The sequence below is a fragment of the Paenibacillus sp. IITD108 genome, from assembly GCF_036541265.1.
In the GTDB taxonomy this organism is placed as follows: Bacteria; Bacillota; Bacilli; order Paenibacillales; family Paenibacillaceae; genus Pristimantibacillus.
The window spans coordinates 191,903-206,442 of sequence record NZ_JAZHCT010000010.1 but is presented as its reverse complement, the minus strand read 5'-3'; the positions used below and the strand labels follow the sequence as shown (position 1 = coordinate 206,442).

The window sequence follows — 14,540 nt, the reverse complement described above, 5'->3', positions numbered from 1 at the left end:
CAAATAAAGCCCCGTCCCCTAAAAAAGGGACGAGGCTATCTCGCGTTACCACCCTAATTCCGCATTATTAAATCGCAAAGAATAACTTTGCAAATTATAGTATTGCGGCAGCTCAGCACGAACAAATCATTCGCGTTCCTTGTAACGGTGGACATCCGTCAGCACTTAATACGGCTTCATGCGGGTTAGGCGCTGATTCTCGGAGATGATATTCCAGCACGATCCAAACGCCGGCTTTCAGCGGATGCCGGCTCTCTGAAGATTGAATTCGCATTGTACTTGTTCTCGTCATCGAATTGCTTATTTCGTTATAATAATACTGTTATAGCGTATATTTGCCCTCATTGTCAACCTGCGGGTGAATACATAGGCCAAGGGTAAACGGCTTTCGCCTTCCTTTGGACAATTGTGTTTACTGATGAAATAAAGGAACAGAACACGAATGTGTGTCCGCTTAGCCTCTTAGCAGCTCTTGCTCCTTAGCTTGAGCTTGCTGCTCCAATGTTTCCCAGCCGTCCTGCGACAACAGCTCTAATTGAGCTTCAACCAGCGTGCGGAAGCGAGCGCGGTAAATAGAGGCCTGCTTCTTCAGCTCTTCTACCTCCAAAGACACTTTACGCGATTTATTCAAAGCGTCATTAACAATACGGTCAGCATTTTTCTCAGCTTCTTTAATAATAAGCTGCGCTTCCTTCTTAGCATTGTTGCGCACTTCATCTGCAGCTTCCTGCGCTACGATAATCGTTTTACTTAAAGTATCTTCAATATTGGCAAAATGATTCAAGCGCTCCTGCAGGCTTAACATTTGATTTTGAATTTCTTTATTTTCACGAATGAGGGACTCGTAGTCTTTTATGACTTGATCCAAAAACTCGTTAACTTCATCCTCGTCATAGCCGCGCAATCTTCGTGAAAACTCTTTATTATGTATGTCCAATGGCGTAAGCGGCATTGGCGCACCTCCTAAAACTTCTAATATCTGAACAATCATTTCGACAGAATTGTTCAAATTCCTGCAAGCTGCAGCAAGATGCCTTTATTTTTTTAAAAACAAGCCTAAACATATTTGCCGATTTTGACTCGCGCTCTGCCCTTCTTCGTCACGCCGTCAGCCTCCAGCACCTTAAACCTGCCAAAGCCTTTAAACGAAACGACATCGCCTTCCTTCAATGCTGCGGACGGATCCTCCATTGTGCGCCAGTTAACCTTGCATCTGCCGGCACGGATCGGATCAACAATCTTCGTTCGGCTTAAACGATAAACGTCGCTGGCAATGCCATCAAGCCGCATAGACGCGACTGTAATACTGATTTCTTCAAGCTGCTGCTTTACAGGCTGCAGCTGTTCGATCGGCAGTATTTCTGTCAGCACATTGTCACGGTGCACCTGGCGCAAATGAACATTAAGAAACGATGCGATCTCGTCGAGCACAACGATATGGGCAAAAGAATCATGAACATGAATATCGCCAATCCGGTCCCGCTTAATGCCAAGCCCAAGCAGCGCTCCGAGAAAATCGCCGTGATCGAGCTCGGTTTTAGCGGACAATTTCACTTCAAGCACGGATAGCTCAAGCGCTTCGCTGTCCACATCACGGTAATCCGGCGCTATAATCGCTCGTTTCCGCTCTGCCTCGCTATACCCGCCATCCAGACGAATAACGACCTCGCCGCTGCGGTTCGCCAGGCTAAGCAAAATTTGCGCCTGACGGGGATCAAGAAAATCCGTTCGCCGAAGCTCATGCTGTCTGGCAGACCGATCGATCCACTCGGCAGACCGATCGACAAACGGCTTCTCGTCCGCGTGAAAATGTTCATAAATTGCTGGTTTCACCAAACTCACCCGTTAATCATATTAAAAATAAATGACAATACAGCCAATATGCCAACGCTAATAAATCTTAAAGCAAACAGCGCAGCGATCGGCGATAGATCCAGTCCGGCGATTGGCGGAATAAATCTGCGGAATACGCCGACATACGGCTCTACAATTTTCCCGAGTATTTGACCGATAAAGCTGTCTCGTGCATTGGGAAACCACGACAACAGCACATAACCAATAATTAAATAACTATAAATTTCCAATGCATTCGAAACAAACCTGTAAATAAAATCCAATTCAAGGTCACCTCATTTTGTTGTAATCGTGCTCCTCTGCCAGCATTTCTGTAATGGCACCTTGAATTTCTACTGATTCTGGCGTACACAGAAAAATATTAGGACCAAGCTTAGAGATGCTGCCGTTCAGGGCATATACGGTACCACTTAAAAAATCTACAATTCGCAGCGCTAAATCACCGCGAACACGCTGCAAATTAACGATGACAGAGCGGCGAGAGCGCAAATGATCGGCAATTTCTTGAGCTTCGTCATAGGAACGCGGCTCATTGAGCACGACGCGCATATTTTTTTGCGAATGAATGCTAACCACATTATTGCTATTTATACCGCTATTCATACTGCTTGCCTTAGCATTTCTACGCGCTTCGAAGGTCGTTGGTTCCACTTCATTGTCTTCCTGCTGCGATTGTGAAACTTTCTCGCGCTCCACAACTTCCTCTTCTTCCTGCAAGCCAAGAAAATTCATAAACCTATTCATGACGCTCATAGTTATTCCTCCTCTTCCCCAACTAGTATCGTGCCTAGCCGAATCCAGGTTGCCCCTTCTTCAATCGCTACTTCAAAATCATTGGACATGCCCATAGAAAGCTCGCGTATGGGGCTTGTCCCTCCTGAGTTCCTCTGAATATGATCTCTAAGCTCGCGCAGCGCTCTAAATACCGGTCTCGTCGATTCAGGATCAGCTTCATAAGGCGCCATCGTCATAAGTCCGATTGGCTTGATCGCGGAATATTGGCCAAGCTGATCTATAAAAGCCGTCAGCTGATCCGGCTCTATCCCTTGCTTGGAATCCTCCCCCGATACATTAACCTGAATAAAGCAAGGCACCGTTATGCCCAACGCTTCTGCTCGCTTCTGTATCGCTTCTGCTAGTGAAATTCTGTCCAGTGAATGAATATAATCAAATCTACCTACTACTTCCTTGGCTTTATTGCTTTGCAAGGAACCTATAAAATGCCAGACTGGCTTTGTCGAAAGATGCGCATCGGTATGTTGAAGCTGCTGTAATTCCTCCCATTTGGCACGGGCATCCTGCCAGCGGTTTTCTCCAAGATGCCATAAATTGTTTTGCAAAGCTTCGTTAGCTCTGTCCGTAGAAACATATTTCGTTACGGCGATTATAGTTATGTCATTTCTATTCCGGCCCGAGCGCTCGCAAGCAGCCAAAATGCGCTCCTCTACTTGCGATAATTTAGTACGGATCAACATGCTATCGCTCTCCCTCTGAGATGCCGATCCAGCTGGCCATGCGTCCAGTTTTGCCCTTCTCGATACGATGCGAATAAAATAAATCAGTTCTACAGCCAGTGCAGTACTTCGTTAATTCGATATGGATCGGCAAAATTCCTGCTTTCATCATAATCTGTCGGTTTATTTCTTTCAAGTCTATTTGAGATTTTCCTTCCTCGCTCACCCTATTCATCCAGCCTGATTGTACAGGATCCAGACCATAATTATGAGCAAGCTGCTCAAGTGAGCTTATAACCTGCCCATCAACCTCATAGCAGCATGAGCTGATCGAAGGACCGATAGCAGCCCGCAGCGCATCAGTGCGCGTGCCATACTCTCGCTGCATAGCTTCAATTGTATGCGCCGCGATTTGTTCGACCGTACCTCTCCAGCCCGCATGGGCAAGGGCGACGGCATTATTATCCTTATCGTAAAAGTATAAAGGAACACAATCCGCGTAATATGACACCAGCAAAATGCCGGGCACATTCGTTATTATCGCGTCGCAGCCTGCTATAGCGTCCTGATGCCTCTCTCTGCCTCTGCCGCGGTCGCTGCGCTCTACTTTGTATACAGAGTGGCCATGCACCTGCTCTGCGCAGCTCCAAGCGTCAAAGGGCCATTCCAGAGCGCTGGCGACCAGCTGGCGATTGCGAATAACAGCCTCGCTTGAGTCTCCAACATGCAGTCCCATATTAAGCGAAGACCATTGCTCCTCGCTGACTCCGCCAGAGCGTCCTGTAAAGCCTGCAGTTAATTTATTATTGACGCTCATCCAGTCCGACAATAAAAAAAGCGAAGGCGCCTTCGCTGAATCGAGTGTTTGAAATGGCTCCACGCTGTCCTCTCCTCTTTGAAAACATTGCTAATTCAATATTACATCGTTATGTTCTCGCGTGCAAATCTTCCTCCTCCGGCCGATTATTACGCGCTTCATCAAGCCTGACGAGCACAACATCCGTTCCTATTTTCACAATGTTGCGCCATGGTATGACCACCTCGGTGCCGGAGCTTCCAAACAAGCCTAAAATTTTTGTATACTGCGGTACTACGATAGAATCTATGCGGCCTTGGCGCAAATCCAATTCCAAATCTGTAACCTGGCCCAACCGCTTGCCATCTACAATATTTATAACGTCCTTCGTTTGAAAATCAGAAATTTTCATCGAATCACCGCTTTCAAATAGGTTGTTGTCCGGTAAGCCTCTTTTATACTATATGAATATATTTGAAAAAATGTACATTCAGCCAGCAAGATTACCGGGAAATTCAATGCAAGTTGTTGTGCATTGCTGTTTAATAATGCATCAGGGCATTCGGTACTGTTTCTGTGCATTGCTGCTGAGTAATACTTGTTAGGCAGTTGTTGGCTGAATTGCCGCGCGATACCTGTCGTACTTGTTGGACATGATACGAAATTACATCATATTTTCCCGTTTTGTTACCTTTCTTTCAGTAATCCAGCGATTATCAGACTGTTGAAAAAGCTCTGCAGTTGCTTAATAGTTTTTTGGCACCTATAAAACCTGTAATGGTTAAAATTGGCCTACAAAGGCGGACGCTACCGCTTCTCCAGTCCCAATCTTGCTCTCCGTTCCCCTTTTCTTTGCTTACCAAATGATGCTCACAATGAATGGACGTGGTCACACGTTCCGTTATTTGCCTAAAAACCGCCATTTTCTTCATTTCGCGGTCACACATTCCGCTATACGGCTCCAAATGAGGCACTTTCAGCAATTTATAGATTAATAACGGAACGTCTGTCACTTTGCCACCGCAAATCTACGATTTTAGGCGTAATAACGGAACGTCTGACCATCTAGCGAAATTGTCGATTCGTTCCACTCAAAATTTTCAAAGGTGCATTTTATGCAAAATAGCGCCTTGAGGATTCGTTATAAAATAAACGCTTACCGAGCCTGTTACCGACTATCAAGCTGCGTTATAGCTCTTCCCACAGCCTGAGGAAATGCAATTAGCCATGCAAGGCTGGATGCAGTACGGAAGAAAATGAGCTAAGGTATAGGTACATCCTCCGTTGCAGGAATAAGCTCGCCTGTCTGTGAGTACAATTGCAATTAGTATGCTTTCCAAAGTTTCGTCAGTGTTTAGAGCAAGGCTGCATCAAGGATAAACGGCTCCGCTGTCATTTGGACTGGCGCGTTTACCGATGTAATATAAGAACAGATAAAAGTTCCCAAAAACTTATACTTTCTTATATTTTAATAAAAAAAAAGCAAAGGACAGCACCACCAAGGTGCTGTCCTTTACTGTCCTCTTGGACAAGCCTGCTATGCTTACGTTTTTACGTGCTTCTGCATCTGATTAATGGCAGATTTCTCAAGGCGTGATACCTGTGCCTGTGATATTCCGATCTCATCTGCAACTTCCATTTGTGTCTTGCCTTCAAAGAAGCGCATGGACAATATCATTTTTTCACGATCATTGAGCTTGTGCATCGCTTCGCGCAGCGCAATCTCCTCGATCCAGGTTACATCCTTGTTACGATCATCACCAATTTGATCCATGACATAGATCGGATCGCCGCCATCATGATAAATCGGTTCAAAAAGCGATACCGGGTCTTGAATTGCGTCAAGAGCAAAAACAACATCCTCCTTCGGCACATTCAGCGCTTCAGATATTTCAAAAATAGTCGGCTCTCTTGAATATCTGTTCGTCAAGCTATCTCTAACCTGCAGCGCTTTATAAGCAATATCCCTCAAGCTGCGTGATACGCGTATCGGGTTATTGTCGCGCAAATAACGCCGAATTTCTCCAATAATCATAGGTACTGCATATGTGGAAAACTTAACGTTTTGACTAAGATCAAAATTATCGATTGCTTTCATTAGTCCTATGCACCCGACCTGGAACAGATCGTCAACAAACTCCCCCCTGTTATTGAATCTTTGAATTACACTAAGCACTAGCCGCAAATTGCCATTGACTAATTTCTCTCTTGCCGCCCATTCATTCTGGGTTTGCAGTGCAGTGAACAATTCACGCATTTCGACATTATTAAGTACAGGCAGCTTAGCGGTATCCACTCCACAGATCTCGACTTTATTTCGGGTCAACGTGACTACCTCCCAAAGAGAAACATTAATGATCATTATTTCCTCGAGCGATCATTTTATTCCTAAATTCTCCCTGCGAAGATACATTCCAGCCCGTCTACTAAAGCCGCTTCTTAAGCAAACAGCTTGAGAAATGCACACTGTAAGCGCTATACCATTTTGTTAAATTCTTTTCTAAGCCGCTTAATAATTCTTTTTTCCAAACGCGAAATGTATGACTGCGAAATGCCCAGCATATCCGCTACATCCTTCTGTGTTTTTTCTTCGCCATCGCCTAGCCCAAAGCGCAGCTCCATAATAATCCGCTCGCGTTCAGTAAGCTTATCCAATGCTTTATGCAATAGCTTGCGGTCAACCTGCTCCTCGATATTTCTATAAATAGTGTCATTCTCCGTGCCCAGCACGTCAGAAAGCAGCAGCTCATTGCCGTCCCAATCAATATTAAGCGGTTCATCAAAAGAAACCTCTGTCCGCGTTTTGTTATTTCTGCGCAAATACATCAAAATTTCATTTTCGATACAACGTGAAGCATAGGTCGCCAGTTTTATTTTTTTCTCAGGGTCAAAAGTATTAACCGCTTTAATAAGTCCGATTGCTCCTATTGATACTAAATCTTCAATATGAATGCCTGTATTTTCAAACTTTCTGGCAATATAGACGACCAGCCTTAAATTTCGTTCAATAAGCATCGCTCTTATCGCCGTGTCCCCCGAAGGCAGACGATCCAGCAAATATTCCTCTTCCTCACGGGATAAAGGCGGCGGCAACGCTTCACTTCCGCCAATATAATAAATTTCTTCACTCTTTAATCCGAATAAAAATAAAAACCGATAATAATAAAGCTGAACAATTAATTTGTATTTGACGAGCATTTGCCCATCCCTCCCCGATTGGTTATGTAAATATTGCTTTACGGCTGTACCATTGATGGATGGATAATTGCTCGATAAGTCCCATCTGCAGTAAGCTTGCCGCCATCTAATCCGATTAGCACTTTTTTAGATTCCATAACTTGTCCTTCCACAACAACCTTTACACTGTCCGGTTTAATCGCCAGCATAAATTGCGATCCGCGGTTTACGCCGCGAAATGGCACCAGCCGCATTCTGTCCTGCCAGGCAACGCCTGCCGCTTCCACATCCAATCCCGCAATAAGCCGATCGACTTGCCCATCCGCTATTCCTTGTATCCATGCATCTGGTAATTGCTCTTTCCAAAGAGATGCCTCTGTCACCATAACTGGCGTTCTCGTCAGAGGATCATAAAGTTGATTGCCTGTATCAATAAGGCCAATGCATCGCTGCGAATTTTCCCCGATAATAATTTCCACTTCAGCCAAATGAGTACGCACCAGCTCCCGTTCACGTTTTTGTGTCAGTACGGATCGATGAATATAAATTCCTATACTGAGCGCAGTAATAAAGTAAACAAAGCCAAACTTCAACTCCATATTCCAGCCCTCACCTGAAAATGCCATCGTTCTCCACACATTATCCGAGCCTTTAAGCAGTAAAAAATAGATGCCCAGAATCGCGCCGGCCGCTACAAAATTCACTCCGTAAAATGCTGCGACTAGACGAAGAAAATGCTGAAGCGAATAATAGCCGAAAGCGATCCAAAGCATGATGAAAGATACGGATATTTTAATAGCTAGCATGAACATAAATGAAAGCTGGGGAAAAATCATGAGCACGACATAGCACGCGCCAAAAGCCGCTGATGCGAGCATACGCCAAGGGTTGGGCCTTATATGGCGCACCCAGGCCGTTGTCCAAAGCACAATGCCATCTACAAGCAGCTCTCGTAAAAATAAAATGTCTACGTATACTGCCAGACCGGTCACCACCTATTCCTTCGGCAGCGGATTATTAGCGCTTTATGCCGCGCATTGCGCATTGCTAGAAAGAACGACTGAATTCAGTATAGTAAACTATGATTTCAAAGTCTGTCTATTCATGACGTCATGTCATCGCTATTTTTGTCGACTGCACTAAAAAGAAACGACTTCAAATTTTCGACAGGGAATACGGAAGGAAGGCTGGCACAAAGGGGCAGTAAATGAAAAAAAGAGTGCACCGCACCATCTATGATGGCTGCGGACACTCTTTGCAGACTTAGTTGTAATTTTAGCGATCGTTGCGAGGCGTTCTGCGCAAAAACGCTGGGATTTCCAGCTGATCGCTGGACGGGCTCGAGCCGAAAGGTCTTACTTGCGACTGCGAAGATGAAGCAGGCTCATTGCTTTCTGATTGAGTCTGTGGCGTTCTCCGCGGAGGTGTAGCAGGCTTCGATTCAAATCCGGTTGCAATAACAGTAACCTTAATATCATCTTTCATATCTTCATCAATAATTGCACCAAAGATCATGTTAACTTCCGGATCAGATGCTGAAATAACGATTTCAGCCGCTTCATTCACCTCATAAAGTGATAGATTGCTGCCGCCCGTAATATTCATAATTACGCCGCGTGCGCCATCAATGGAAGTTTCGAGCAGCGGGCTCATAATCGCTTTGCGAGCTGCTTCAGCAGCACGGTTCTCGCCGCTTGCAATACCGATACCCATAAGCGCTGAACCGCGTTCTGTCATAATCGTCTTCACGTCTGCGAAGTCAAGGTTGATTAGACCCGGCACTGCGATCAAATCAGAAATACCTTGAACGGCTTGGCGCAGTACATTGTCGGCTTCACGGAATGCTTCCAGCATCGGAGTTTTCTTATCGACAATTTCCAACAGTCGGTCATTTGGAATAACGATTAATGTATCTACCTTATCCTTTAGCGCCTCTATACCAAGCTCAGCTTGTCCAAAGCGCTTGCGGCCCTCAAATGTAAACGGGCGTGTAACAACGCCGACGGTCAACGCACCGCACTCACGAGCAATTTCAGCTATAACAGGAGCTGCACCCGTACCTGTACCGCCGCCCATGCCGGCTGTTACAAATACCATGTCAGAGCCTTTTAGCTGATTCATAATAAGTTCGCGAGATTCTTCAGCTGCCTTTTGACCTACTTCAGGATTAGCACCAGCGCCTAGACCGCGGGTCAGCTTGTCGCCAATTTGCAGCTTATGCTCCGACTTTGCCAGGTGAAGTGCTTGTGCATCCGTATTTACCGTAATAAATTCTACACCCTTGACTCCATTTTCGATCATTCGGTTAACAGCGTTGCTGCCGCCGCCGCCTACCCCTATAACCTTTATTTGAGCCAATTGTTCCAGCTCCAAATCGAATTCTAACATTTCTCAATGTCCCCCAGTCAGATAAATTCGTTAAACATATTTTTTAATCGTTCGAACATACCGGGTTTAGATGAAGCTGCGGGACTAGCTTTTCGGCTAGGGGTTGCTTTTTTCTCCGCACCGCTGCTGCGCGCGCCCATATACTTCGATACGTATTGAATCATTCCTACTCCACTGCTATACGCTGAGTCTTTCACGCCTATGTAGTCAGGTAGAGCAATTCGGACCGAAGCATCCAGTTCATGCTGAGCAAGCTGCAGCGTTCCCGGCAAGGATACCGTTCCGCCGGTTAACACATAGCCATTATCCTTATCGCCATATCCCATGCGGCCAACCTCTTGCTTGATCAAATGGAATATCTCTTGCATGCGCGGCTCGATAATGCTGGCAAGGTCTTGCTGAGAAAACTCTTTCTCCAAATTACTTCCCATTCTAGTAACCTTAAATCTGACATCCTCAGCAGCATCAGCAACTGAAGCACAGCCATACTTGATCTTCAATCTCTCAGCATGCTCGGTTTGAGTACGCAGGCCATAAGCAATATCATTGGTGACATACTCGCCGCCAATTGGCAATGTCGATATTGCAGATAATCCTCCCTGGTCAAAAATAGCGATAGTTGTAGATCCTGCGCCAATATCTGCAAGCACTGTGCCTACCGATTTTTCATCCTTGGACAGGCTCATTACACCGGACGCCAAAGAAAGTAGAATAACGCCGGAAATTCTTAATCCCGCCTTCTCTACGCAGCGCATCAAATTATGAATAGCTGTCTTCGTGCCTGTAACTATAGTCGCTTCAACTTCCAGCCGGACTCCAATCATACCGCGCGGATCAGCGATGCCTTCAAGCCCGTCTACCAAATATTGCTTAGGGACCAAGTTAATAATTTCACGCTCAGGCGGAAGTGCTACCACCTTTGCAGCCTGTAAAACTCGTTCTATGTCTTCTTCGCCAATTTCCCGATCCTCATTCGATACTGCTACAACGCCGTGATTTGTTTGCAACGCAATATGATTGCCTTGAATACCCACGTATACATCCGATATTTTTATATCCACCATACGTTCCGCATGCTCAATAGCATTGCGAATCGATTTTACTGTCTGGTCAATATCTACAATTGCGCCTTTGCGAATACCTTCAGAGTCAGCAGATCCAACTCCAATAATATTAATGGCTCCATTATTCACTTCGCCAATAATAGCTCGAACCTTGGATGTACCGATGTCCAAACTGACGATGATGTCATTGCTGCTCAACTCGCGGCACCTCCATTTCATCAATAATTAGTCATCTCAATTCATATTCAACAAACTTAATATATTCCCTCTTTTTTCATCATATTTTACATGAATCTAAGTTTATTCACAACCTTATAGCAATTCGGACCATTGACCGCTGCTAGATTAATAGTTTATTTCAAGGATAAACGGCTTCGCCTTCCATTGGGAAGGCGCGTTTACCGATGAAATATAAGATCAGTATACGTGTGCAAAACTTATAAACTCTTATATTTCAAGCAGAAACGCTATGCGTCCTTGTCTCAAGACAACTGGCATCCTTGAACTGCTTTCCAGCGGATGTGCGAATTGCTCAGCATATAAGAAAAATAAATGCCAAACCTATTATTCTTATATTTTATAAGGACATTAAAATTCTAACATTGTTTGTAAAGATTGAGTAGTCTTTATTTCATTAGATTTTAATTAGATTGTACATCAGATTCGCCATCAGAATCAAAAGGCACATACGTATCTGCCAGCAGCATCGTAATTTTGCCCGGCTCCTGGGTTTCAATTACCGCATTAAGCGCCTCGATCTTTTCTGTCAGCACGGATACCGCCGTTACGACCTCGAACCGGGTTCTCGTATACATTCTTATTCTATCAGGATATGCATTCGAAGGAATAGGCAAAATTTCTGACAAATCTGACAGCTGCTTACTCGGTATTAGGGCAAGCTGCTTGGCCAGCTCGATTTTGATCGGATCATCCTTCTCCCAATCAGTCAGGACAGGCTTGTCTATAAGCAGGTTCGCTACATCAGTGGCATCAACTGAAGTGCCGTTGGCAAGCAAAGCAATCATATGGCCATCCTCTGACAGCTCGAAAGCGACAGCAGGATGTTCCTTTAATGCAATATTAATAACGCCAGGGAATTTTTTTGTAATTTGAGCCGACTCTACCTCGAGCAGCTTCTCTACCTCAGCTTTGATTGCGGTCGTCGAGGACTGGAAAAAAGCATCTCCTACGCTAATGCCGGATGCCTTGACGATAACTTCATTTTTTGCAAACTGCGCACCTGAAATGCGAATCTCAGATATTTTGCTGATCGAAGAATTGAAAAATAATACCGCCAGCAATGCTATAAACAATAAAACTACAATGACGATTAATTTAATATTCGTTTTTTTCTTTTTTACAGGCTCTTGCAAAACAGGCATCTGCGATTCCATAACTTGTCCCTTCTTTCTCCAAAACAGAGGCTCCCTTGAGAAGCCGCCTAGCCTGCGATTATACGTTCCATAATCGAAGCGGGCTGCCAAGGAGCCGATTCATTCTGTCTTATGACTAATGCAAGCATTAGTTATTGGTAACAGGAGAGTAGCGAGATATGCTGGCACCTAGATGAGACAGAGTTTCTTCAATGCGGTCATACCCTCTATCTATATGATGCACCTGCTCTACTATTGTCCGGCCGTTAGCCGCGAGGCCGGCGATGACGAGCGCTGCACCTGCCCGCAAATCAGTAGCTTCTACTGTTGCGCCATACAGTCTCTTGACACCACGAATGAAAGCTGCGTTCAAATCTACTCGAATATCTGCACCCATGCGCGTCAGCTCGCCTACATGCATAAATCTGCCTTCAAAAATCGTCTCCTTCAGCACGCTTACTCCATCGGCCAGCGACAACAGCACCATTAGCTGCGACTGCAGGTCGGTCGGAAACGCCGGATAGGGGGAAGTAACTACGCGCTCAAGCGCTTTGGGCCTTCCTGAATTACTAATCATTATTATATCATCGTCGATTGTAATTTGAACACCCGCTCTGCGCATAACATGTATTAATGAGGTCAAATGTGCCGGCTGTGTTTTCAGCAGCGTAACATTCCCGCGCGTTACCGCCGCCGCAACCATCATGGTGCCTGTTACGATGCGGTCAGGAATGACCCGATAGCGGCAAGGAGAAAGCTCCTCTACACCGTCAATCGTAATCGTATCGGTTCCGGCGCCGATAATCTTTGCACCCATCTGAATAAGAAAGTTTTGCAAATCTTGTATTTCCGGCTCTCTGGCAGCGTTGCTGATAGTCGTTCGGCCTTTGGCAAGCACCGCAGCCATCATAATATTCTCAGTCGCGCCTACGCTCGGAAAGCTAAGGTGAATATCTGCCCCTTGCAGCTCCTTAGCGCGGCATATAATGACATTGCCTTCTTCCTCTATTTCAGCTCCCAGCGCCTGAAGGCCCTGCAAGTGCAAGTCAATTTTCCGTTCGCCAATCGCGCAGCCTCCCGGCTGGTAAACTTTGGCCTCGCCGAAGCGGGCTAGCAGCGGTCCCATTAAAAAAATGGACGAACGCATTTGTCTCATCAATGCTTCTGGCACATGGGGGGAATGAGCCTTTTCCGTTTGAACTACAACCGTTCCATCCTTATGCTCCGCCTGACAGCCGAGTTCACGCAATATGCTGAGCATAACGCTAATATCCAATAATTCAGGCACATGCTCAATCGTTGAAGTGCCTGAGGCCAGCATGCTGGCAGCCAAAATCGGCAAAGCGGCATTTTTAGCTCCTTGGATAACGATGGTTCCTGAGAGTGGTTTCCCGCCTTCGATCACCAATTTGTCCAATGTATCACCTCCGAATTACCGCTCACCCACCACCAATACCTCTGGCACTAATTGAACGCCGAAGCGCTCATTAATCGTGCTTTGAATATGGGACATGAGGGCGAGAACATCTTCAGCTGTCGCTTGCCCGGTGTTTACAATAAAATTGGCATGCTGCGTAGATACTTGTGCGCCACCGATCATAAGGCCTTTGAGCTGAGCCGACTCTATTAATCGAGCCGCATAATCATTAGGCGGATTTCGGAACACGCTTCCTGCAACCGCTAGCTGCAAAGGCTGCGTATCCAATCTCCGTTTTTTATGAGCAGCCATCGCTTTCGCAATTTCCTCTCTGTTGCCCTCTGACAGTTCAAAGCTAGCTTCAACTACCATTCCTTTTTGCTCGTGCAAAATAGAATGCCGATAAGAAAAGCGCATGTCTTCCTTGCTGTAACGCACCAATTCTCCTGTTTCCAGTACAATGTCAGCCGACTTGAAAATTCGTGACACATCCGAACCATGTGCACCCGCATTCATATAGACAGCTCCACCGACCGCTCCTGGTATGCCTCCAGCGAACTCCAGCCCTGTCAAGCCCCCCTTGCCCGCCAGCACGGAAAGCTTAATGAATGAATAGGAAGCCCCTGCGGTCACCTGCGTACCGTCGATACGCATGTAGTCGAGTCCCTTCCCAGGTTTAATCACTACGCCGCGAATGCCTTTATCGCTTACCAGCATATTAGACCCGCGGCCAAGACTGATCCATGGAACATCGTGCTTGCTGAGCAAGCTGATGGTCCTTATTAAATTTTCTTTGCTGTCTGGAACAATCATCAAATCCGCTGGTCCGCCAATTTTCCATGTCGTATAGTTTGAAAGCGGTTCGTTGAAGAGCAATTTTCCGACATTGGCTCCTTCTATTTCCGCTATAAATGCTTCCATCTGGTTCTGCCTCCTTATACGCTGTATCCTTACGTCATTCGCAGCAATCGTCCATGGCGCCTTGCCTGTTGCCTATGTTAATCCGGTAATGATTGT

Annotated in this window: 15 protein-coding genes and 1 other annotated feature; all 15 genes read right to left on the bottom strand. The window is 45.7% G+C overall.

Translation table 11 applies throughout. The features are described 5' to 3' along the window. Window positions 1–22 precede the first annotated feature (22 nt). Window positions 23–301 (bottom strand) — a binding site (T-box leader). Between the two features lie 153 nt (window positions 302–454). The 15 genes from V1L65_RS11725 to murB all read right to left on the bottom strand — a co-directional run bounded on the left by V1L65_RS11725 (window position 455) and on the right by murB (window position 14,444). Then, on the bottom strand, window positions 455–952 hold the full coding sequence (locus V1L65_RS11725) for a DivIVA domain-containing protein (protein WP_331699330.1): 498 nt from the start codon (window positions 950–952) through the stop codon (window positions 455–457). A gap of 104 nt (window positions 953–1,056) precedes the next feature. Beyond that, window positions 1,057–1,833 (bottom strand): YlmH family RNA-binding protein, encoded by a 777-nt coding sequence (locus V1L65_RS11720; protein ID WP_331699329.1) that lies wholly within the window; start codon window positions 1,831–1,833, stop codon window positions 1,057–1,059. Between the two features lie 5 nt (window positions 1,834–1,838). Then, the gene (locus V1L65_RS11715; protein WP_331699328.1) at window positions 1,839–2,117 is read right to left on the bottom strand and encodes a YggT family protein; all 279 of its coding nucleotides are present in this window, start codon (window positions 2,115–2,117) and stop codon (window positions 1,839–1,841) included. A gap of 7 nt (window positions 2,118–2,124) precedes the next feature. Continuing rightward, complete coding sequence (locus V1L65_RS11710; protein ID WP_331699327.1) at window positions 2,125–2,607, bottom strand: cell division protein SepF; 483 nt, start codon at window positions 2,605–2,607, stop codon at window positions 2,125–2,127. A gap of 2 nt (window positions 2,608–2,609) precedes the next feature. After that, window positions 2,610–3,329 (bottom strand): YggS family pyridoxal phosphate-dependent enzyme, encoded by a 720-nt coding sequence (locus V1L65_RS11705; protein ID WP_331699326.1) that lies wholly within the window; start codon window positions 3,327–3,329, stop codon window positions 2,610–2,612. A gap of 1 nt (window position 3,330) precedes the next feature. Further along, window positions 3,331–4,188, bottom strand: coding sequence for a peptidoglycan editing factor PgeF (pgeF, locus tag V1L65_RS11700; protein ID WP_331699325.1), 858 nt, complete (start codon window positions 4,186–4,188; stop codon window positions 3,331–3,333). A 46-nt stretch (window positions 4,189–4,234) separates the two neighbouring features. Beyond that, on the bottom strand, window positions 4,235–4,516 hold the full coding sequence (locus tag V1L65_RS11695; protein WP_331699324.1) for a PRC-barrel domain-containing protein: 282 nt from the start codon (window positions 4,514–4,516) through the stop codon (window positions 4,235–4,237). 1,131 nt (window positions 4,517–5,647) lie between these two features. Beyond that, window positions 5,648–6,430: an RNA polymerase sporulation sigma factor SigG gene (gene sigG, locus V1L65_RS11690; protein ID WP_331699323.1), complete on the bottom strand. Its 783-nt coding sequence runs from the start codon at window positions 6,428–6,430 to the stop codon at window positions 5,648–5,650. 149 nt (window positions 6,431–6,579) lie between these two features. Beyond that, window positions 6,580–7,302 (bottom strand): RNA polymerase sporulation sigma factor SigE, encoded by a 723-nt coding sequence (sigE, locus tag V1L65_RS11685; protein ID WP_331699322.1) that lies wholly within the window; start codon window positions 7,300–7,302, stop codon window positions 6,580–6,582. Window positions 7,303–7,340: 38 nt separating this feature from the next. After that, complete coding sequence (gene spoIIGA / locus V1L65_RS11680) at window positions 7,341–8,273, bottom strand: sigma-E processing peptidase SpoIIGA (protein WP_331699321.1); 933 nt, start codon at window positions 8,271–8,273, stop codon at window positions 7,341–7,343. A gap of 283 nt (window positions 8,274–8,556) precedes the next feature. Beyond that, window positions 8,557–9,669 carry a cell division protein FtsZ gene (gene ftsZ, locus V1L65_RS11675; RefSeq protein ID WP_331699320.1) on the bottom strand — a complete coding sequence of 371 codons (1,113 nt, stop codon included), beginning with the start codon at window positions 9,667–9,669 and terminating at the stop codon, window positions 8,557–8,559. A gap of 17 nt (window positions 9,670–9,686) precedes the next feature. Then, window positions 9,687–10,931: a cell division protein FtsA gene (gene ftsA, locus V1L65_RS11670; RefSeq protein ID WP_331699319.1), complete on the bottom strand. Its 1,245-nt coding sequence runs from the start codon at window positions 10,929–10,931 to the stop codon at window positions 9,687–9,689. A 443-nt stretch (window positions 10,932–11,374) separates the two neighbouring features. Then, complete coding sequence (locus V1L65_RS11665) at window positions 11,375–12,127, bottom strand: cell division protein FtsQ/DivIB (RefSeq protein WP_331699318.1); 753 nt, start codon at window positions 12,125–12,127, stop codon at window positions 11,375–11,377. Between the two features lie 127 nt (window positions 12,128–12,254). Continuing rightward, entirely contained in the window at window positions 12,255–13,523 is a 1,269-nt protein-coding gene (murA, locus tag V1L65_RS11660; protein WP_331699317.1) for a UDP-N-acetylglucosamine 1-carboxyvinyltransferase, read from the bottom strand. 15 nt (window positions 13,524–13,538) lie between these two features. After that, entirely contained in the window at window positions 13,539–14,444 is a 906-nt protein-coding gene (gene murB, locus V1L65_RS11655; protein ID WP_331699316.1) for a UDP-N-acetylmuramate dehydrogenase, read from the bottom strand. Between the last annotated feature and the right edge of the window lie 96 nt (window positions 14,445–14,540).

What these genes read in the sequence shown, in the direction of transcription:
- V1L65_RS11725 (WP_331699330.1), bottom strand. Translation starts at nt 952, where the DNA reads ATGCCGCTTACGCCATTGGACATACATAATAAAGAGTTTTCACGAAGA.
- V1L65_RS11710 (WP_331699327.1), bottom strand. Translation starts at nt 2,607, where the DNA reads ATGAGCGTCATGAATAGGTTTATGAATTTTCTTGGCTTGCAGGAAGAA.
- V1L65_RS11705 (WP_331699326.1), bottom strand. Translation starts at nt 3,329, where the DNA reads ATGTTGATCCGTACTAAATTATCGCAAGTAGAGGAGCGCATTTTGGCT.
- V1L65_RS11695 (WP_331699324.1), bottom strand. Translation starts at nt 4,516, where the DNA reads ATGAAAATTTCTGATTTTCAAACGAAGGACGTTATAAATATTGTAGAT.
- sigE (WP_331699322.1), bottom strand. Translation starts at nt 7,302, where the DNA reads ATGCTCGTCAAATACAAATTAATTGTTCAGCTTTATTATTATCGGTTT.
- ftsZ (WP_331699320.1), bottom strand. Translation starts at nt 9,669, where the DNA reads ATGTTAGAATTCGATTTGGAGCTGGAACAATTGGCTCAAATAAAGGTT.
- V1L65_RS11665 (WP_331699318.1), bottom strand. Translation starts at nt 12,127, where the DNA reads ATGGAATCGCAGATGCCTGTTTTGCAAGAGCCTGTAAAAAAGAAAAAA.
- murB (WP_331699316.1), bottom strand. Translation starts at nt 14,444, where the DNA reads ATGGAAGCATTTATAGCGGAAATAGAAGGAGCCAATGTCGGAAAATTG.